Below are 19262 nucleotides of genomic sequence, written 5' to 3'. Positions count from 1 at the left end.
CCGTGCCCCCCACCACTCGCGAGCTCGCGGCGGGGTGGTCGGCCTGACCTGCGCGCTCGAGCTCGCGCGGGCCGGGCACCGGGTCCGGCTGCACACCGCCGACCCGTGGGCGGCGACCACCTCCGCGGTGGCCGCCGCGATCTGGTTCCCCTACCGGGCCGCCCCGGCCGACGCCGTGCTGCGGTGGGGCGCCACCTCGCTCGGGGTGCTCACCGCCCTGGCCGGCGACCCGGCCACCGGGGTGCGGATGCGCCCGGGCACCTACCTGCACCGCACTCCCGACCCCGACCCGTGGTGGACGCCGGGCATCCCGGGCGTGCGGCCGGCGACGCCGGAGGAGCTCCCGCCGGGCGTCCCCGCCGGCACCCGCTGCACGCTGCCGGTGGTCGACACCGGTGAGTACCTGCCCTGGCTGGCCGCCGCGTGCGCCGCGGCCGGGGTGACCACCGTGCCCGGCCGGGTGGACGCGCTGGACGACGTCCCCGGCGACGCCGTCGTGGTGGCCGCGGGGCTGGCGTCCGGGCCGCTGCTCGGCGACGACACCGGCGTGCCCGTGCAGGGCCAGGTGGTGCGCCTGGCCGACCCGGGCATCGGCGAGTGGCTGCTCGACGAGGACGGCCCGGCCGGGCTGACCTACGTCGTCCCCCGCGGCCGCGACGTCGTCGTCGGCGGGACGGCGGTCGAGGGCGCCACCGGCCGCGAGCCCGACCCGGCGGTGGAGGCGGCGATCCTGGAGCGGGCGTGCGCGCTGGTCCCGGCGCTGCGCGGGCAACCGGTGCTCTCGCGGGCGGTGGGGCTGCGGCCGGGCCGGCCGACCGTGCGGCTGGAGCGGCTCGACGTCGGCGGGCGGCCCGTCGTCGCCTGCTACGGGCACGGCGGCGCCGGCGTCACCCTCTCCTGGGGCTGCGCGGCCGAGGTGGCCGGCACGGTGAGCGCCCTGGCCTGAGCGTCGGCCAGCAGGAGCCAGGCCTGCGCCTCCGGCGAGTGCCCGGGGCGGTCGAACCGGGGCGCGGCCGCGGCGCCGGTGACCCGCCCGAGGACGTCGAGGGCCGCGACGACGTGCGCGAGCAGTGAGCGGCCGACGTCGGCGTACCCCCGCGGCAGCCACCCCTCGCCGGCGCCGGTGAGCGCCGCCCAGGCGAGCATCGCGGCCACCCCGGGGTCCGGCGGCGAGGCGTCGTCGTCGAGCACGTCGCCGAACGAACCGTCCGGGCGGCGGCGGGCCAGGCAGGCGTCGAGGTGCGTGCGGGCCTCCGCGGCGAGCCCCGCCCCCGGCAGCAGGGTCACGGTCCGGGCGAGCGCGGCGGCCACCCAGCCGTTGCCGGTGCCCCAGGCGCGGCCTTCGGCCGGGGCGCCGGCGGCGTCGTCCCACCGCGCGCGCCACAGCCCGTCGGGGCGGCGCAGCCGGGCGCGGTGCCCGGCGAGCTGGGCGAGCGCCGCCTCCCCGTGCCCGGCCGCGGCCAGCGGCGGCACCACCATGAACACGGTGTCGGCCCAGACCTCGCGGCCGCCGAGCAGGTGGAACAGCGTGCCGTCGGCGGCGCGGGGCGCCCCGGTGAGCAGCCAGTCGCGCTGCCGGGCGGCCGCGGCGGCGAGCCCGGTGTCGCCGTCGCGGCGGGCCACCCGGTCCACGTACTCCCCCACGACGCCGCCGTTGACGCTGCAGGCCGGGTCGAGCTCGGCCAGCCGGCCGTCGGGCAGCTGCCGGGCGACGGCGTCGTCGACGAGCGCGCGCAGCGCCGCGGCCTCACCGCCGGCGTCGAGGACGGCGGCGGTGAGGCCCTGGTCCCAGGAGTGCCGCTGGCAGACCAGCAGCGCGCCCAGGACGCGGCGGCGGACGTGCTCGGCTAGAACGAGATCTCCTCGCCGTCCTTGAAGATCCGCCCGGTGACGCTCGCGGGCTCGCGCAGCAGCGCCAGCGCGCCGGCCGCGCTCTCCTCGACGGTGCCCGGCGCGGACTGCCCGCCGAGGTCGGTGCGCACCCAGCCCGGGTCGAGGGCGTTGACCGCCACCTCCCCGCGCAGCTGCGCGGCCTGCACGAGCACGAGCCCGTTGAGCGCGTACTTGCTCACCCGGTAGCTGCCGATCCCGGGCTCGCCCGTGCCGTCGCGGGTGCCGGCGCCGGAGCTGACGTGCACCACCTGCGGCTCGTGCCCGGCCCGCAGGCACGGGAGCAGCGCGAGCACCAGCCGGTGCGGGGCGACGAGGTTGACCGCGAGGGTCTCCTCCAGGGTGCCGGCGGGCTCGTCCTCGAAGCGCTCGTCGCGGGCGAGCATCACCCCGGCGTTGCTGAAGAGGACGTCGAGGCCGCCCCAGCGCCGGGCGACCGCCTCGGCCAGCAGCGCCGGGGCGCCCGGGTCGGTGAGGTCGGCGACGACCGGCTCGAACCGGCCGGGACCGCTCACCTCGCCGGCGAGGGCGTCCAGCCGGCCGGCGTCGCGCGCGGTGCCGAGGACGTCGGCGCCGGCGGCCACCAGGGCCCCGACGACGGCCCGCCCGACCCCGCGCGAGGCGCCGGTGACGAGGACCCGGCGGCCGGTCAGGTCGCGACCGGCCGCCGGCGACGCGTCCGTCACTGCGCCTCGCGGTGGCGGCGGAGCACCTCGGCGTAGACCCGGCCGCTGTCCTTGACGGTGCGCTGCTGGGTCTCGTAGTCGACGTGCACCAGGCCGAAGCGCTGGGCGTAGCCGCGGGCCCACTCGAAGTTGTCCAGCAGCGACCAGGCGAAGTAGCCGCGGACGTCGGCGCCCTTCTCGATCGCGGTGGTCATCGCGGCGAGGTGGCGGAGCAGGAAGTCGACGCGCTGCGGGTCGTGCACCGCGCCCTCGGCGTCGACGACGTCCTCCCACGCCGACCCGTTCTCGGTGATGACCAGCGGCACGCCCGGGGCGCGCGAGCCGATCCACAGCAGCAGGTCGGTGAACGCGTCGGGGCTGATGCCCCAGCCCATCGTGGTGGTGACGCCGACCGGGTCGAGCTCGAGGACGTCCTCGCCGCCGATGAACGACGTCGGCTTGTCCGCGGGGCGCGGGCCGGCCTGCACGGTGGACTCGAAGTAGTAGTTGACGCCGAGCCAGTCCAGCGGCGCGGCGATGACCTCGAGGTCGCCGTCGCGGACGGGCAGCGGGGCGCCCGCCGCCTCGAGGTCGGCGACGACGTCAGCCGGGTACTCGCCGTTGACGGCCGGCTCGAGGAACATCCGGTTCTGCTGGCCGTCGAGGCGCCGGGCGGCGTCGAGGTCGGCGGCGGAGTCCGAGGCCGGGCGCATCGGGGTGAAGTTCAGCGTGATGCCGAACGAGCCGACGCCGGCCGCGCGCAGCCGGCCGGCGGCCAGGCCGTGGCCGAGCAGCAGGTGGTGGGTGGCGGCCGAGGCGGCGACCGGGTCCTGCAGGCCGGGGGCGTGCAGGCCGCTCATGTGGCCGAGCAGCGCGCTGCACATCGGCTCGTTGAGCGTCGACCAGTGCCGCACGCGGTCACCGAGGGCGTCGACGACGACGGCGGCGTAGTCGGCGAACCGCTCGGCGGTGTCGCGGTCGGCCCAGCCGCCGCGGTCCTGCAGCGCCTGGGGCAGGTCCCAGTGGTACAGCGTGAGCCACGGGTCGACGCCGGCCTCGAGCAGCTCGTCGACCAGCCGCCGGTAGAAGTCCAGGCCGCGCTGCTCGACACGGCCGCCGCCCTCGGGCAGGACGCGCGGCCAGGCCACCGAGAACCGGTAGGCCGACAGCCCGAGCTCCTTCATCAGCGCCACGTCGTCGGGGTAGCGGTGGTAGTGGTCGACGGCGACGTCGCCGGTGTGGCCCTCGAAGGTGCGGCCCGGGGTGTGGCTGTAGGTGTCCCAGATCGAGGGGCCCCGCCCGTCCTCGGTGACGGCTCCCTCGATCTGGTACGCGGCGGTCGCGGCGCCGAAGACGAAGCCGGGCGGGAACGTCAGGCCCGCGAGCAGGTCCTCGCGGGCGTCGGTGGTGGTCACGGCAGGGGTTCTCCTCGGAACGGGGTGATCAGACGCTGGGGTCGGGCGGTGGTCAGGGGGCATCGCGGCGGCGCCGCAGCGGCGCCGCCGCTGGTGAGGGGATGGAACGGCCTCGCTGCAGGGGCCCGTCGCGAGCGTGCGAGCGACGGGGGGGCAGCGGGGTCCTTCGTCTAGTCGACGCGCTGCTGGGAGACCGGGTCGAACACGTGCAGGCCGCCCTCGCGGACCCGCAGGTGCACCGTCTCCCCCACCGCGGGGGCGGAGCGCGGTTCGGTGCGCACCACCAGGTCGGCAGTGTGCAGGACGTCGCCGTCGTCGGAGGCACCCAGGGTGGCGTAGAGGAAGGCGTCGGAGCCGAGCTGCTCGACCACGTTCACCACCACCGGCACGCCGTCGGCGGCGAGTTCGACGGCCTCGGGGCGGAAGCCGACGGTCACCCGGCCGCCGTCGCCGGCGGCGCGCTGCAGCCGCTCGCGCGGCACCGGCAGCACCGCACCGGCGAGCCGGACGCCGCCGTCGACGACCGGACCGGTGATGACGTTCATCGCCGGCGAGCCGATGAAGCCCGCGACGAAGGTGTTGGCCGGCCGGTCGTAGAGCGTGCCGGGGGTGTCGCACTGCTGCAGGACGCCGTCCTTGAGCACGGCCACCCGGTCGCCCATCGTCATGGCCTCGACCTGGTCGTGGGTGACGTAGACGGTGGTGACGCCGAGGCGCCGCTGCAGGGCCGCGATCTGGGTGCGGGTCTGCACCCGGAGCTTGGCGTCGAGGTTGGACAGCGGCTCGTCCATGAGGAACACCTGCGGGTTGCGGACGATCGCGCGGCCCATGGCCACCCGCTGCCGCTGACCGCCGGACAGGGCCTTGGGGCGCCGGCCCAGGTAGTCCTCGAGGTCGAGGATCTTCGCCGCCTCGGCCACCCGGGTGGCGATCTCGGCCTTGGGGACGCCGGCGATCTTGAGCGCGAAGCCCATGTTCTGCTCGACGGTCATGTGCGGGTAGAGCGCGTAGTTCTGGAAGACCATCGCGATGTCGCGGTCCTTGGGCGGCGCGTCGGTGACGTCGCGGTCGCCGATCCGGATGCTGCCGGCGTCGATCTCCTCGAGGCCGGCGAGCATGCGCAGCGAGGTGGACTTGCCGCAGCCGGAGGGGCCGACGAGGACGAGGAACTCGCCGTCGCCGATCTGCAGGTCGAGGCCGTCGACCGCGGGGCGGTCGGACTTGGGGTAGATGCGGGTCGCGGAGTCGAACGTGACGGTGGCCATGGCTCAGGCGCCTTCCGGGCGGGAGGAGGGAGGGACGGGGGTGGACGGGCGCCTCATCCCTTCACCGCGCCCTGCATGATGCCGCCGACGATCTGCTTGCCGAGGACGACGAAGACGACGAGCACCGGCAGGGTGCCCACGAGCGTGCCGGCCATGATCACCGCGGTGTCGGGGACGTAGCCGCCGCCGAGGCCGGCCAGCGCGACCTGCACGGTCGGGTTCTCGGTGGTCAGCGCGATGATCGGCCAGAAGAAGTCGTTCCAGGCGGTGAGGAACGTGAGCATGGCGAGCACCGCCATGGCCGGGCGGGCGACCGGGACGACGACCGACCAGAAGGTCCGCATCGTCGAGGCGCCGTCGACGCGGGCGGCCTCGAGCAGTTCGTCGGGCAGCGCCTGCGACAGGAACTGCCGCATGAAGAAGACGCCGAACGCGCTGACCAGCGTGGGCAGCACGACCGCCTGGAGGTGGTCGACCCACTGCAGCTGGGCGATGAGGATGAACAGCGGGATGATCGCCAGCTGCGTCGGCACCATCATCGTGCCGATCACCAGCCCGAGCAGCGTCTTGTTGCCGCGGAAGCGGAGCTTGGCGAAGGCGAACCCGGCCAGCGTGCTGCACAGGACGGTGCCCACGGTGATGCAGCCGGCGACGACGACCGAGTTGACGATCGCCAGCCCGATCGGGGCCTCCTCCATGGCCCGGCCGATGTTGGTGAACAGGTCGGCGTCGGGGAGGAACGGCGGCGGGGTGCCGGCGAGCTCGGCGTTGGTCTTCGAGGCCGCGACCGCCGTCCAGTACAGCGGGAACACCGACAGGAACGCGGTGAGCACGAGCAGCACGTGGGTCAGCGGCCCGGCGGAGGTGACCTTGCGGGCGCCGCGGCGGCGGGTCCGCGCGGGGGCGGGAGCCGGTGCGGGCGCCGTGTGCTCGGGTGCGGAGGCGAGGGTGGTCATGGGGGCTCCTACCGCTCGGCCCGGGCGCGCCGGCGGGCGATCAGCCCGTAGATGCCGACGACGACGAGGATGATCAGAAACATGGTCCAGGCGGTCGCGGCGGCCTGGCCGAGGCGGAAGTTCGTCCAGCCCTGGTCGTACATGAGCAGGCCGAGCGTCTGGTACTGGTTCGAGACGCCGCCGTTGGTCATGCCGTTGCCGCTGAACAGCAGCGGCTCGCCGAACAGCTGTACCGCGCCGATGGTCGACACGACGACGGTGAACAGGATCGTCGGGCGCAGGGCCGGGATCGTGACGTGCACGAACTGCTTCCAGCGGCTCGCGCCGTCGAGGGTGGCGGCCTCGTAGAGGTCGTTCGGGATGGCCTGCATGGCGGCCAGGTAGATGAGCGCGTTGTAGCCGGTCCAGCGCCAGGTGACGATCACGGAGATGGCGATCTGGCTGGTCCAGGTGCCGCTCTCCCAGTCGACGCGGTCGAAGCCGACGGCCTCCAGCAGCGTGTTGATCAGGCCGTAGTCGTGGCCGAACAGCTGCGCGAAGACCAGCGTGGCGGCGGCGATGCTGGTGGCGTAGGGCATGAGCATCGCGACCCGGAAGAAGGTGCGGCCGCGGAGCCGGTAGTTCAGCAGGTGCGCCAGTCCCAGGGCGATGGCCAGCTGGGGCACCGTGGAGAGGATGCCGATGGTGAGGGTGTTCCTCGCGGCGTTCCAGAAGAACTCGTCCTGCAGCAGCTCGGTGTAGTTGCCGAACCCGACGAACACCGCGCCGTCGAGGTCGGAGAGCCGCACGTCGTGCAGGGAGATGTAGGCGGTGTAGAGGAACGGGTAGAGGCTGAAGGCGGCGAAGAGGACGAAGAACGGGGCGACGTAGGCGTAGCCCCAGCGGTTGCGGGTGAGCCGGGACCGCCGCCGGCGGGCGGCCGTTGCGGACGCGGGCGGGGCGGACGGCGGCGGTGCGGCGGCCGCCGCGACCCGGGGGTCGTCGCTGGCGATGGTCATGCGGGGTGCCTCACTGCGGTGTGCGGGCGGGGGATGCCGGAGTCTCTGTCGCGAGCCGCCGACGTGGTGCCGGCCGGTGCCCGGGCGGGTGGACGCGCGCGGGCACCGGCCGGGGTCTGTCAGCCTCCGGTGACCTGCTCGATCTCAGCGAGTGCCGCCTGGAAGGCGTCGTCGGGGGACGTCCCCTCGGCGACCGTGCTCAGGGCGTTGGTGAACGCCTCCTGGATCTGGGTGTCGTAGGGGCCGATCGGCGTGAACTGCAGCGCCGCCGCCGAGTCCGCGAAGATCTGCCCGACCGGCGCGCCGCTGAAGTACTCGTTGGTCGCGCTCGACACCTGCGGGTCCTCCGCCGCCTCCTGGCTGGAGGGGAAGTGGGCCTCCTCGGTGAACATCTTGATCTGCTGCTCGGGGGCGGTCAGCCACTCGACGAGGGCGATGGCCTCCTCGCGGTGCTCGCTGCTCTCCGTCACGCCGAGCCAGGAGCCGCCCCAGTTGCCGGCACCGCCGGGCAGCGGCGCGACGTCCCAGGCGCCCGCGGCCTCCTCGCCGGCCTGCTCGCTGATGTAGCCGAGCATCCAGGCCGGGCAGGAGATGGTGGCGAAGGCGCCGTTGGCGAAGGCGGAGTTCCACTCGTCGCCGAACTGGATGAGGTTGGCGGTCATCCCCTCGGCGGCCGCCACCGCGGCGTCCTCCCAGGCGGCGGTGACGCCGGGGCTGGTCTCGGGGATGGGGTTGCCGCTCTCGTCGTTGTAGGCGGTCTCGCCCTGGTACACCGCGGCGGAGAAGATGCTCGCCGGGCTGTCGACGAACGAGGTGCCCTCCGGCTTGGTCGGCGAGGCGTCGTACTCGCGGCCGAGCTCGAGGTAGCCCTCCCAGGTCGACCAGCGGGAGGCGAGCTCCGCGCGGTCGGTGGGCAGGCCGGCCTGCTCGAACAGGTCGCGGCGGAAGCACATGGCCTCGGGACCGGCGTCGGTGCCCAGGCCGATCACCCGGCCGTCCTCGGTGGTGGCCGGCTCGACCTTCCAGTCGTAGTAGTGGCCCAGCAGCTCGTCGGCGTTGCCCTCGGCCGCGAAGTCGACGAACGCGTCGGCGTGGTTCTCGACGACGTCGGCGACGAAGCCGATCTCGATGCCCTGGATGTCGGCGAGGCCGGAGCCCGCCGCCAGCCGGGTCTGCAGGGCCCGGTAGTAGTCGGCCGACCGCTCGACGGAGGTCTCCTCGATGCGGATGTCGGGGTTGAGCCGCATGTACTCGTCGTACAGCCCGGCCTGCTCGAACCCGAAGGTCCCGAACAGGCCCAGGTCGAGCGTGATGGTGCCGTCGTCGGCGGAGCTGGAGCCCCCGCAGCCGGCGGCCAGGAGCGAGGCGACGAGGGCGGCGCCCAGTGCGGCCCTGCGTCTCGGGGGAACGGTCATCGGTCCTCCTGATCGGTTCCCGAACGACCTCGTCCGGGCTACTGTGTCCGGCGTGAAAGCGCTCTCACGACCGGCTGGGAGGAGAGTGATGGGGACCACAGGCGCCTGTCAAGTACGACTTCCCCGGATTCGCGGAGCGGGTCCGGGCGTGCACCATGGAGCCCGACCGCGACCCCAGGAGGACCCGTGACGACACTGGCCGGACGCGGCTCCTCGCCCACGCTCGACGAGGTGGCCGAGCTCGCCGGGGTCTCCCGGGCGACCGTGTCGCGGGTGGTCAACGGCTCGCCGAAGGTCCGCCCGGAGGCCCGTCGCGCCGTCGAGGCGGCGGTCGCGCAGCTGCACTACGTGCCCAACCCGATGGCCCGGAGCCTGGTCACCCGGCGCACCGACACCATCGCGCTGGTGCTGTCGGAGTCCAACGCGCAGGTGTTCTCCGACCCGTTCTTCGCCCGGGTCTTCCGCGAGCTGTCCGAGTCGCTCGCCGACACCGAGATGAACCTGGTGCTGCTCGCCGCGCGGGGCGAGCGCGAGCAGGAGAAGGTCGGCCGCTTCGTGCGGCAGGGCCACGTCGACGGCGTCGTCCTGGTCTCCCCGCACCGCGACGACACGCTGCCCCGCATGCTCGACGAGGCGGGCGTGCCGCTGGTGCTGTCGGGGCGGCCGCCCGACGGCCGCGACCTCTGCTACGTCGACGCCGACAACACCGGCGGGGCGCGCACGGCCACCGAGCACCTGCTCGGCTCGGGCCGGCGGCGGGTGGCCACGGTGACCGGCCCGCAGGACATGATCGCCGGCCTCGACCGCCACGCCGGGTACCGCGAGGCGCTGGAGGCCGCCGGGCTGCCGGTGGACGACCGGCTGGTGGCCGAGGGCGACTTCACCGAGGCCGGCGGCGCCCGTGCCATGGCGCGGCTGCTGGAGCGCGCCCCCGACCTCGACGCCGTCTTCGTGGCCTCCGACCCGATGGCGCTCGGCGCGCTGCGGGCGCTGCGCGAGGCCGGGCGCACGGTGCCCGGCGACGTCGCGGTGGTCGGGTTCGACGACGCCGTCGTGGCGGCCACGAGCGACCCGCCGCTCACCACGGTGGCCCAGCCGCTGGAGGACATGACCCGGCTGATGAAGGAACTGCTGTTGTCGCAGGTCGAGGGTCAGGAGGGGGTGCGGGCGCGGGTGTGCCCCACCCGCCTGGTCCGGCGCGCAAGCGCCTAGGGGCGGAACCGCACCCGCGCCCCGGGTCGGAGCCGGGTGCACGACCCGGGGATGAGGTCCCACGCGTCCCCGTCGTGTCTCCGGACCCGTCCGTCACACCGTCCCCATCGTGGCCGCACGCGCCGGACCCCCGGCGCGCCCGGCACACGATGGAGGACACATGCAGCACTCCGGCACGGCCAGACGTCCCCGCCCGTCGGCGGCCGCCCGCGGGCTGACCGTCACCGCCTCCGCCGCCCTGGCGCTCGCCGCGCTGCCGGCCGGCGTCGCGGCGGCCGGCGGGGGCACCACCTGGGTGGTCTCCCCCGGCGAGTCGATCCAGGCCGCGGTCGACGCGGCGGCCTCCGGCGACACGATCCGCATCGAGGCGGGCACCTACGAGGAGGCGGTCTGCGTCGACGGGAAGGGCCTGACCATCGTCGGCGAGGGCCGCGGGGAGGACGGCACGCGGATCGTGTGGCCCGAGTGGACCACCCCCGACCAGCTGCCCGAGGTGGCGCCGAACGCGTGCTGGGAGGCGCAGAACGGCGGGGACCCGGAGACCGATCCGGGCACGCTGCGCGACGACGTCTCCGGGCTGTTCTTCCTCGAGCCGGACGGGCCGGTGCGGGTGAGCCACCTGTCCACCTGGAACCACCCGGCCAACGGGATCGCCGCGTGGGGCGCCGACGGGTTCCGGGTGCACAAGACCGGGGCGCACGCGCACGAGCGCTACGGCATCCTCGCCGCGGACTCCACGCACACCCGGATCTCGCGCAACGTGCTCGAGGGCCTGGACCGGGGCACCGCCGAGGCGCCGAACAGCGGCACGGCGGGCATCGGGATCACCGACTCGCACGAGGCCTACGCCGACGTCGTCGCCAACGACGTCCGCGGCTACAACCTCGGCGTGTTCGCCCGCGAGTCGCGCGTCGGCGTCGTCCGCAACAACTACGTGGCGGGCAACTGCGTCGGCATCCTCGTCTTCGACGACGCGGCCACCGAGATCCCCGACTTCAGCGGCCGCGTCGAGGGCGGCGACTGGCAGCTGAAGTGGAACGAGGTGACGGGCAACGACCGCTTCTGCCTCGCCGGCGTCGGTGAGGCCCAGGCGTCGTTGCGCGTCTCGGGCACCGGGATCTCGGTGGTCAACGCCGACACCGTGTCCATCCGGCACAACGACGTGCACGACAACGTGCCCGCCGTCGACCCGGCCTCGCTGCAGTTCCCGGCCGGCGGCCTGACCCTGGTGACGCTGCCGCCGTTCAACAACGCCGGCGGCGTCGACCCCGGCCCGGTGGACGGCGTCGTCGTCACGGACAACGACCTGACCGGCAACGCCCCGGTCGACGTCCTGCTCAGCTCGCCGCAGGTGAGCCCGTTCCTGCGGGACGTCGGTGCGGTCGAGTTCGAGGACAACGTCTGCGGGTCCAGCGTCCCCGCGGAGCTCTGCGCCCCCTGAGGCGCGGCCGGGGGCCCTCCGCCGGAGGGCCCCCGGTCACCCCGCCCAGTCGGGACGGGCGGCGTCGACCCGCCAGACGACGACGCGGCCGCCGCGGGGCCGCAACACGACGCCGTCGGGCACGCCGGGCCCGTCCCCGCCGAGCCACAGCCGGGCGTCGGGCCGGCCGAGGTCGACCCACCCGGCGGGGGCGCGCACGACCTCGTGCACCGGCGCGGCACCCGGGTCGGCGGCCCGCAGGTAGCACTGGAGCACCCGGGCGCCGGCCGGCCCGGCGACCTCGTCGTGGTCGAGACCGGCCCCGGCGCGCAGCACCCCGACGTCGCCGGCCGCGAGCGGGGCGTCCCCGGCCCAGCGGTGGGTGAGCGACCCCTCCAGGACGACGGCGACGACGTCGACGGCGCGGTGTGCGTGCACGCCGTAGCCGGCGCCGGGCGCCAGCCGGTCGTCGGTGACGCGCAGCAGCGGTCCGAGCGACCCGTCGCCCGGCTCGAGCAGCGTGGCCCCCTCGACGGCGGTCACCGCACGGCCTCCCCCTCGGCCTCCCGCGGCGGCAGCGCGGCCGGGCCGCCGGGCAGCCCGCCGAGGACGAGCGCCACCGCGAGCGACCAGGCCAGGCCCAAGGAGAGCCCGCCGACGACGTCGGAGACGAAGTGCACGCCGAGCCACGTGCGGGTCAGCCCGACGAGCAGCGCCAGCGCGACCCCGGCGGCGACGGCGGCGCGCCGGCCCCGGGCGGTCAGCCGCGGCCAGGCCAGCACCAGCGCGACCGTGACCAGCGTGGCGATGCCGGAGGAGTGCCCGCTGGGGTAGCTCAGCCCCGGGTAGTCGAGGCCGCCGTGCTCGAAGGCCGGGCGCGCGCGGCCGGCCAGCTCCTTGAGCCCGGTGGTGACCGGGCCGATCGCGGTGGTCGCCACGACCACCCACAGCAGCGTGCGCCAGGCGCGGCGGGTGGCGAGCCAGGCCAGCACCGGGAGGAACACCAGCACGCGGAACCAGGTGACGCCGGGGGTGGTGAGCACCTCGAGCAGGCCGCCGACGAACGGCGAGCGGTCGTCGCCGGCGTAGAGGGCCCGGCTGAGCGCGTCGTCGAGGCGGACCTGCGGGGTGAACCCGGTGACCACCCCGGCGCCGAGCACGCCGAGCACCGCGAGGCCGCCCCCGATCGCGGTCAGCACCCGGCGGCGGGCGCGGGCGGGACGCGAGAGCGGCGGGGCGGGGACCACTCCCCCACTCTCCCCGACGCCCGCACGCGTGACACGCTGGCCGCCGTGCCAGCCCGCGGGACCTCCCCGCCGCCGTCCGCCGGGACGCTGCGGCGGCTCGAGCGCGCGTCCGGGGCCATCGCCACCCGGGCCGTGGCCCGCATGGACGAGGACCTGCCGTGGTTCCGCGCCATGCCGGCCGACCAGCGCTCCTGGGTCATGCTCGTCGCGCAGGCGGGCATCGCCTCGCTGGTCGAGTGGTGCCGCAACCCCGGCCGCCCGCCCCGGCTCACCGGCGAGGTGTTCGGCGCGGCGCCCCGCGACCTGGTGCGCGCGGTGCCGCTCAAGCAGACCGTCGACCTGGTCAAGCTCACCGTCGAGGTGATGGACGACCACGTCGAGTCGGTGGCCGAGCCCGGCGACGCGGTGCCGCTGCGGATGGCGGTGCTGCAGTTCAGCCGAGAGGTCGCCTTCGCCACCGCGCACGTCTACGCCAGCTTCGCGGAGAACCGCGGCGCCTGGGACGCCCGGCTCGAGGCGCTCGTGGTCGACGCGCTGGTGCGCGGCGAGCGCACCGAGGAGCTGCCCGGCCGCGCGGCCGCCCTCGGCTGGGCCGGCACCGAGCCCGTCACCGTGCTCGTCGGCGCAGCACCCCCCGACGGCGACGCGCACGCCGCGGTCCGCCGCGCCGCCCGCTCCAGCGGCGGGGAGGTGCTCGTGGGCGTGCACGCCGAGCAGCTGGTGGTGGTGCTCGGCGGCGCCGACGACGTGGCGGCCGCCGCCGCCCGGGTGGCCGAGGAGTTCGGCCCGGGTCCCGTCGTGTTCGGGCCGGTGGTCGACCGGCTCAGCGCCGCGGGCGGCTCGGCCGCGGCGGCCCTCGCCGGGCTCCGCGCGGCTCGCGCCTGGCCCGGCGCCCCGCGCCCGGTGGCCGCCGACGCGCTGCTGCCCGAGCGCGCCCTCGACGGCGACCCGCTGGCCCGCGCGGCGCTCACCGAACGGGTGGTCCTGCCGCTGCGCGGGGCCGGCGGCGAGGTGCTCGAGACCGTGCGCGCGGTGCTCGCGGGCGGCGGCAACCTGGAGGCCAGCGCCCGCACGCTGTTCGTGCACCCGAACACCGTCCGCTACCGGCTCAAGCGGGCCGCCGAACTCACCGGGCAGGTGGCCACCGACCCGCGCGGGGCCTGGACGCTGCACGTCGCGCTCGTCCTCGCCGACCTCGACGGCGGCCGCTCGCTCTGGCACTGACCGCGCGACCGCAGTGTGGTCCCCACCACGGAACGGCTCCGCGACGGCCCGGCGAGGCCCGGCACTTGTGGGGATCCTCCAAAGAGCGGTGGTCTGCTTTCGTCGCGGCCACCCGCGCGGGAGGCCCGCTCCTCTGACACGGTGAGGAGGTGCTGGCCGTCCTCGCCCCCGGACAGGGTGCCCAGAAGCCCGGGATGCTCACCCCCTGGCTGGATCTCCCCGGAGCCGAGTCCTTCTTCCGCTGGGCCGGCGCGATCGCCGACGCCGACCTGCTGACGATGGGTACCACCGGCGACGCCGAGGCCATCCGCGACACCGCGGTGACCCAGCCGCTGGTCGTGGCGATGAGCCTGTTCGTGGCCCGCGAGCTCGGCGGCCTGCCCGGCCCGGTGGCGCACTCGCCGCACACCGGCCGCGACGTCGTCATCACCGGCCACAGCGTCGGCGAGCTGACCGCGGCCGCGCTGGCCGGCGTGCTGTCGGTCGAGGCCGCGATCGCGCTCACCGCCGTCCGCGGCCGGGCCATGGCCCGCGCCTGCGCACTCACCCCCACCGGCATGTCGGCCGTCCTCGGCGGCGACCCCGACGAGCTCGAGGCGGCGCTGCAGCGGCACGGCCTGGTGGCGGCCAACCTCAACGGCGGCGGGCAGACCGTCGTCGCCGGCCCGGTCGACGGGCTCGCCGCGCTCAGGGCCGAGCCGCCGGCCAAGGCGCGGGTGCTGCCGCTGTCGGTGGCAGGCGCCTTCCACACCGCCTACATGGCCCCCGCCCGCGAGGAGCTCGAGGGCCTCGTCGGTGGCCTGCGCCCGGCCGACCCCAGCCGCCTGCTGCTGTCCAACGCCGACGGCGCGGCCGTCGGCTCCGGCGCCGAGGCGCTGTCCCGCCTGGTCAGCCAGGTGACCAGCCCGGTGCGCTTCGACGCGTGCCTCACCACCCTGCGCGAGCTCGGCGTGACCGCGGCGATCGAGCTGCCGCCGGCCGGCGCGCTGGCGGGTCTCGCCAAGCGGGAGTGGAAGGGGTCCGACGTCGAGGTGCTGGCGCTGGCCGGCCCCGACGACCTCGACCGCGCCCGCGCCCTCATCGACGCCGCCCGCGGCCGCCCCGAGGCCGAGCACCAGCCCGACTGGCGGGTCGTCGTCTCCCCCGCCCGCGGCACGGTCAGCCCCGCCGACGTCCCCGAGGGCACCCACCTGCCCGCCGGCACCCCGCTCGGCTGCGTGCGCAGCCGCCGCGAGGAGGTCAAGGTCTCGGCCGGCTACGACGGCGTGCTCGCCGAGTGGCTGGTGCACGAGGGCGACCTGGTCGACGCCGGCGACCCCCTCGCCCGTCTCTACCCGGAGGTCCCCGCGTGAGCATCCGACTGCCCGCCGGCGCGCCCGGCGCGCGCATCCTCGGCCTGGGCGGCTACCGCCCGCGCCGCCGGGTGACCAACGACGAGCTCGCCTCGGTCATGGACACCAACGACGAGTGGATCCGCACCCGGGTCGGCATCGCCGAGCGCCGCTGGGCCTCCGACGACGAGACCCTGGTGGAGATGGCCGTCGCCGCCGGCGGCAAGGCGCTGGCCGCGAGCGGCCTGGCCCCCGACGAGGTCGACCTGGTGATCCTGGCCAGCGCCAGCCTCAAGGAGCCCATCCCCGGCATCGGCCCGCAGGTGGCCCACCGCCTGGGCATCCCCCGCCCGGGCGCCTTCGACCTCAACGCCGGGTGCGCCGGCTTCTGCTACGCGCTCGAGGTGGCCTCCGCGGCCATCCGCGCCGGCTCGGCGCGCAACGCGCTCGTCGTCGGCGTCGAGCGGCTCACCGACGTCGTCGACAAGTCCGACCGCTCGACCGCGGTGATCTTCGCCGACGGCGCCGGCGCGGCCGTGGTCGGGGCCAGCGACGAGCCCGGCATCGGGCCGGTCGCGTGGGGCAGCGACGGCGACCAGTACTCGGCGATCGAGATCGCCGCGGGCACCGGCACGATGACCATGGCCGGTCAGGCCGTCTACCGCTGGGCCACCACCCGGCTCACCGACACGCTCGTGCAGGCCATGGAGGCCGCCGGCGTCGAGGCCAAGGACGTCGACGTGTTCGCCCCGCACCAGGCGAACCTGCGGATCGTCGAGCAGATGACCAAGCGGCTCGGCTTCGGCGAGGACGTCGTCGTCGCCCGCGACATCGTGCAGGCCGGCAACACGTCGGCCGCCTCCATCCCGCTGGCGCTCACCGCGCTGCTGGAGTCCGGCGAGGCCAAGAGCGGCGACCTCGCGCTCGTCCTCGGCTACGGCGCCGGGCTCACCTTCGCCGGCCAGGTGCTCGTCCTGCCCTGACCGGCCCCACAGACCCCCGGACCACCGGGACCCGACGGCGGGCACCGCCCGCCTCCACCGAGAGAGAGGACCCCGCGTGAGCGAGGACATCCAGGCAGGTCTGGCCGAGATCCTGGAGGAGGTCGCCGGGGTCGCCCCCGCCGACGCCACCCCGGAGAAGTCGTTCACCGAGGACCTCGACGTCGACTCGCTGTCGATGGTCGAGATCGCCACCGCCGTCGAGGACAAGTTCGGCGTGGCCATCCCCGACGACGAGCTCGGCAACATCAAGACCGTCGGCGACGCCATCAGCTTCATCCAGAAGAACAAGGGCTGAGCCGGTCCCCCGACCGCCCGCGCCCGCACGTCCCCAGGGAAGGACCGTCATGAGCTCGAACGACGACGTCGTCGTCACCGGCCTCGGAGCCACCACGCCGCTGGGTGGCGACGTCGCCAGCACCTGGGACGCGCTGCTGGCCGGACGGTCGGGGGTCCGCCGCCTGACCGACGACTGGGTCCAGGAGATGCCGGCCCAGCTCGCCGCCACCCTCGCGGTGGAGCCGACCGAGCAGATCGACCGGGTCCGCGCCCGCCGGCTCGACCGCAGCCAGCAGGTGGCGGTCGTCGCCGCCGAGCAGGCGTGGGCCGAGTCCGGCGCCGCCGACGCCGGCGTCGCGCCCGAGCGGATCGCCGTCGTGTTCGGCACCGGCATCGGCGGGGCGATGACCCTGCTCGGCCAGGACGACGTGCTGGAGGCCAAGGGCCCCAAGCGGGTCTCGCCGTTCACCATCCCGATGCTCATGCCCAACGGCCCGGCCGCGGCCGTGGGCCTCGCGATCGGCGCCCGCGGCGGCGTGCACGCCCCGGTCAGCGCCTGCGCCTCCGGCGCCGAGGCCATCCGCTGGGGCCTGGACCTGCTGCGCTTCGACCGCGCCGACGTCGTCCTGGTCGGCGGCGCCGAGGCCGTCGTGCACCCGCTGCCGATGGCCGGCTTCGCCGCAATGCGGGCGATGAGCACCCGCAACGACGAGCCCGGCCGCGCTTCCCGCCCGTTCGACAAGGGCCGCGACGGCTTCGTGCTGGGCGAGGGCGCCGCCGCCCTCGTGCTCGAGCGCGCCTCCTCCGCGCAGGCCCGCGGCGCCCGGGTGCACGCCCGGCTCGCCGGCGCCGGCGCCACCGCCGACGGCTACGACCTCGTCGCGCCGCACCCGGAGGGCGAGGGCGCCGCGCGCGCCATCACCGCCGCGCTGCGCGACGCCGGCCTGTCCCCCGCCGACATCGGCCACGTCAACGCGCACGCCACCTCCACGCCGGTCGGCGACACCGCGGAGGCCGCGGCCATCCGCAGCGCCGTCGGCGAGCACACGCTGGTGGCGGCCACCAAGAGCCAGACCGGCCACCTGCTCGGTGCCGCCGGCGCGCTGGAGGCGGTGTTCACCGTGCTCGCCCTGCGCGAGCAGGTGGTGCCGGCGACGGCGAACCTCGACGACCCCGACGACGACGCCGCGGTCCAGGCCCTCGACATCGTCCGCCACGAGCCGCGGAAGGCGACCCTCAGCGCCGCGGTCAACGACTCCTTCGGCTTCGGCGGGCACAACCTCGCGCTGGTCTTCACGACCGCATAGCCCACCGTCCCGCCCGGCCCCCGGGCCGGGAGTCCCTGGAGGCCCGGTGACCACCACCGCCCACGCCGTCCCCACCCTGCCCAGTCCCGACCCGCGCGACCCCGAGGACCGCCTGCTGCGGTTCCTCGACGCCGGGTCGATGAGCCTGCTCGTCCCCCGCGACACCTCCGGCGTCATGGCCGCCCGCGGCACCGTCGCCGGGTCGCGGGTGGTCGCCTTCTGCACCGACGCCACGGTCATGGGCGGGGCGATGGGCGTCGACGGCTGCCGGCACATCGTCGACGCCATCGACACCGCGCTGCGCGAGCGGGTGCCCGTCGTGGGCATCTGGCACTCCGGCGGCGCCCGGCTCGCCGAGGGCGTCACCGCGCTGCACGCCGTCGGCGAGGTGTTCGCCGCGATGGTCCGCTCCTCGGGGCGGATCCCGCAGATCTCGGTCGTGCTCGGCCCCGCCGCCGGCGGCGCCGCCTACGGCCCCGCGCTCACCGACCTGGTGATCATGGGCCCGGCCGGGCGGGTGTTCGTCACCGGTCCCGACGTCGTCCGGTCGGTGACCGGCGAGGACGTCGACATGGAGAGCCTCGGCGGGCCCGACACCCACGGCCGGCGCAGCGGTGTCGTGCACGTGGTCACCGACTCCGAGGCCGCCGCCCTGGAGACGGCCCGCCAGGCCGTGGACCTGCTCGCCGCGCAGGGGTCGTTCGCCCCCGCCGCCGACGAGCCGGACGTCGACCTGCGCGCGCTGCTGCCCGAGCAGACCAACCGCGCCTACGACGTCAAGCCGGTGGTGGCCGCGGTGCTCGACGGCCCGGGCCTGGAGCTGCACCCGCGGTGGGCGCCCAACGTGGTCACCACGCTGGGCCGGCTGGCCGGGCGGACGGTCGGCGTCATCGCCAACAACCCGCTGCGCCTGGGCGGGTGCCTGGACTCCGCATCGGCGGAGAAGGCGGCCCGGTTCGTGCGGATGTGCGACGCGTTCGGCGTGCCGCTCGTCGTGCTCGTCGACGTGCCCGGCTACCTGCCCGGCGTCGGCCAGGAGTGGGACGGCGTCGTGCGCCGCGGCGCGAAGCTGCTGCACGCCTTCGCCGAGGCGGTGGTGCCCCGGGTGACGCTGGTGACCCGCAAGTCCTACGGCGGCGCCTACATCGCCATGAACGCCCGCTCGCTCGGCGCGACGTCGGTGTTCGCCTGGCCCGGTGCCGAGGTGGCGGTCATGGGCGCCAAGGCCGCCGTCGGCATCCTGCACCGCAAGAAGCTGGCCGCCGTGCCCCCGGCCGAGCGCGAGGCGCTGCACGCCCAGCTGGCCGAGGAGCACGAGCGGATCGCCGGCGGGGTGAACCGGGCGCTGCAGATCGGCGTCGTCGACGAGGTCGTGGAGCCCTCGCGCACCCGCCGCCGGCTCGTGGAGGCGCTGGCCGCCGCCCCGGCCGGCCGCGGCGCGCACGGCAACATCCCGCTGTAGGCGAAGGACCCCGCCGCCCCCGCCACTCGCGAGCTCGCGGCGGGCCCCTGCGGCGGGGCCGAGTGCACGCCGGAAGAGACCTCCTCCGACGCGAGAGGGCCCGCCACCGCCGCTGGGGTGGGGGGCCCGCTCGCGTCGAGGGGGGGGGGGCCGCCCGTCCCCCCCCCCGGCCGGG

At 75.8% G+C, this 19262-nt stretch carries 18 protein-coding genes; 9 read left to right on the top strand and 9 right to left on the bottom strand.

The window, feature by feature from the left end:
• Positions 1-34: 34 nt before the first annotated feature.
• On the top strand, positions 35-946 hold the full coding sequence (locus ACI79X_RS16505) for an FAD-dependent oxidoreductase (RefSeq protein ID WP_457026501.1): 912 nt from the start codon (positions 35-37) through the stop codon (positions 944-946).
• Here ACI79X_RS16505 and ACI79X_RS16500 read toward each other — a convergent pair.
• From ACI79X_RS16500 to ACI79X_RS16470, 7 genes are all read right to left on the bottom strand, one after another.
• Positions 865-1644, bottom strand: a complete 780-nt coding sequence (locus ACI79X_RS16500) for a glycoside hydrolase family 88 protein (protein ID WP_457026500.1) — start codon at positions 1642-1644, stop codon at positions 865-867. The two genes, ACI79X_RS16505 and ACI79X_RS16500, sit on opposite strands and share 82 nt — an antisense overlap.
• A gap of 203 nt (positions 1645-1847) precedes the next feature.
• Entirely contained in the window at positions 1848-2576 is a 729-nt protein-coding gene (locus ACI79X_RS16495; RefSeq protein ID WP_457026499.1) for an SDR family NAD(P)-dependent oxidoreductase, read from the bottom strand.
• Positions 2573-3970, bottom strand: a complete 1398-nt coding sequence (locus ACI79X_RS16490) for a GH1 family beta-glucosidase (protein ID WP_457026498.1) — start codon at positions 3968-3970, stop codon at positions 2573-2575. The genes ACI79X_RS16495 and ACI79X_RS16490 overlap by 4 nt, the downstream gene beginning before the upstream one ends.
• 170 nt (positions 3971-4140) lie before the next feature.
• Complete coding sequence (locus ACI79X_RS16485; protein ID WP_457026497.1) at positions 4141-5235, bottom strand: ABC transporter ATP-binding protein; 1095 nt, start codon at positions 5233-5235, stop codon at positions 4141-4143.
• Between the two features lie 53 nt (positions 5236-5288).
• Positions 5289-6191 (bottom strand): carbohydrate ABC transporter permease, encoded by a 903-nt coding sequence (locus ACI79X_RS16480; protein WP_457026496.1) that lies wholly within the window; start codon positions 6189-6191, stop codon positions 5289-5291.
• Between the two features lie 8 nt (positions 6192-6199).
• Positions 6200-7189: a carbohydrate ABC transporter permease gene (locus ACI79X_RS16475; RefSeq protein ID WP_457026495.1), complete on the bottom strand. Its 990-nt coding sequence runs from the start codon at positions 7187-7189 to the stop codon at positions 6200-6202.
• 119 nt (positions 7190-7308) lie between these two features.
• Positions 7309-8604 carry an extracellular solute-binding protein gene (locus tag ACI79X_RS16470; RefSeq protein WP_457026494.1) on the bottom strand — a complete coding sequence of 432 codons (1296 nt, stop codon included), beginning with the start codon at positions 8602-8604 and terminating at the stop codon, positions 7309-7311.
• Between the two features lie 186 nt (positions 8605-8790).
• Between ACI79X_RS16470 and ACI79X_RS16465 the strand changes: the two genes are divergently transcribed.
• Both ACI79X_RS16465 and ACI79X_RS16460 read left to right on the top strand, forming a co-directional pair.
• The gene (locus ACI79X_RS16465; RefSeq protein ID WP_457026493.1) at positions 8791-9816 is read left to right on the top strand and encodes a LacI family DNA-binding transcriptional regulator; all 1026 of its coding nucleotides are present in this window, start codon (positions 8791-8793) and stop codon (positions 9814-9816) included.
• Positions 9817-9976: 160 nt separating this feature from the next.
• The gene (locus ACI79X_RS16460) at positions 9977-11257 is read left to right on the top strand and encodes a right-handed parallel beta-helix repeat-containing protein (RefSeq protein WP_457026492.1); all 1281 of its coding nucleotides are present in this window, start codon (positions 9977-9979) and stop codon (positions 11255-11257) included.
• A 36-nt stretch (positions 11258-11293) separates the two neighbouring features.
• On the opposite strand, the gene ACI79X_RS16455 is transcribed toward ACI79X_RS16460, so the two are convergent.
• Positions 11294-11779 (bottom strand): pirin family protein, encoded by a 486-nt coding sequence (locus tag ACI79X_RS16455; protein WP_457026491.1) that lies wholly within the window; start codon positions 11777-11779, stop codon positions 11294-11296.
• Complete coding sequence (locus ACI79X_RS16450) at positions 11776-12483, bottom strand: phosphatase PAP2 family protein (RefSeq protein ID WP_457026490.1); 708 nt, start codon at positions 12481-12483, stop codon at positions 11776-11778. Before ACI79X_RS16450 ends, ACI79X_RS16455 begins: the two co-directional genes overlap by 4 nt.
• Before the next feature lie 45 nt (positions 12484-12528).
• Between ACI79X_RS16450 and ACI79X_RS16445 the strand changes: the two genes are divergently transcribed.
• The 6 genes from ACI79X_RS16445 (at position 12529) to ACI79X_RS16420 (ending at position 19087) form a co-directional block, all read left to right on the top strand.
• The gene (locus tag ACI79X_RS16445) at positions 12529-13707 is read left to right on the top strand and encodes a PucR family transcriptional regulator (protein ID WP_457026489.1); all 1179 of its coding nucleotides are present in this window, start codon (positions 12529-12531) and stop codon (positions 13705-13707) included.
• A gap of 149 nt (positions 13708-13856) precedes the next feature.
• On the top strand, positions 13857-15059 hold the full coding sequence (locus ACI79X_RS16440; protein ID WP_457026488.1) for an acyltransferase domain-containing protein: 1203 nt from the start codon (positions 13857-13859) through the stop codon (positions 15057-15059).
• Positions 15056-16021 carry a beta-ketoacyl-ACP synthase III gene (locus ACI79X_RS16435; RefSeq protein ID WP_457026487.1) on the top strand — a complete coding sequence of 322 codons (966 nt, stop codon included), beginning with the start codon at positions 15056-15058 and terminating at the stop codon, positions 16019-16021. Before ACI79X_RS16440 ends, ACI79X_RS16435 begins: the two co-directional genes overlap by 4 nt.
• Before the next feature lie 76 nt (positions 16022-16097).
• Complete coding sequence (locus ACI79X_RS16430) at positions 16098-16337, top strand: acyl carrier protein (protein WP_073419326.1); 240 nt, start codon at positions 16098-16100, stop codon at positions 16335-16337.
• Between the two features lie 49 nt (positions 16338-16386).
• Entirely contained in the window at positions 16387-17625 is a 1239-nt protein-coding gene (locus ACI79X_RS16425) for a beta-ketoacyl-[acyl-carrier-protein] synthase family protein (RefSeq protein WP_457026486.1), read from the top strand.
• Between the two features lie 46 nt (positions 17626-17671).
• The gene (locus ACI79X_RS16420; RefSeq protein ID WP_457026485.1) at positions 17672-19087 is read left to right on the top strand and encodes an acyl-CoA carboxylase subunit beta; all 1416 of its coding nucleotides are present in this window, start codon (positions 17672-17674) and stop codon (positions 19085-19087) included.
• The last annotated feature ends 175 nt before the right edge of the window (positions 19088-19262 follow it).

The sequence above is a fragment of the Geodermatophilus sp. SYSU D01119 genome (genome assembly GCF_054049975.1).
This window is presented reverse-complemented; position numbering and strand designations above follow the sequence as displayed.

Bases quoted from the DNA above. Each gene is read 5' to 3' on its own strand.
- ACI79X_RS16485 (WP_457026497.1), bottom strand. From the start codon at position 5,235: ATGGCCACCGTCACGTTCGACTCCGCGACCCGCATCTACCCCAAGTCC.
- ACI79X_RS16480 (WP_457026496.1), bottom strand. From the start codon at position 6,191: ATGACCACCCTCGCCTCCGCACCCGAGCACACGGCGCCCGCACCGGCT.
- ACI79X_RS16475 (WP_457026495.1), bottom strand. From the start codon at position 7,189: ATGACCATCGCCAGCGACGACCCCCGGGTCGCGGCGGCCGCCGCACCG.
- ACI79X_RS16470 (WP_457026494.1), bottom strand. From the start codon at position 8,604: ATGACCGTTCCCCCGAGACGCAGGGCCGCACTGGGCGCCGCCCTCGTC.
- ACI79X_RS16460 (WP_457026492.1), top strand. From the start codon at position 9,977: ATGCAGCACTCCGGCACGGCCAGACGTCCCCGCCCGTCGGCGGCCGCC.
- ACI79X_RS16425 (WP_457026486.1), top strand. From the start codon at position 16,387: ATGAGCTCGAACGACGACGTCGTCGTCACCGGCCTCGGAGCCACCACG.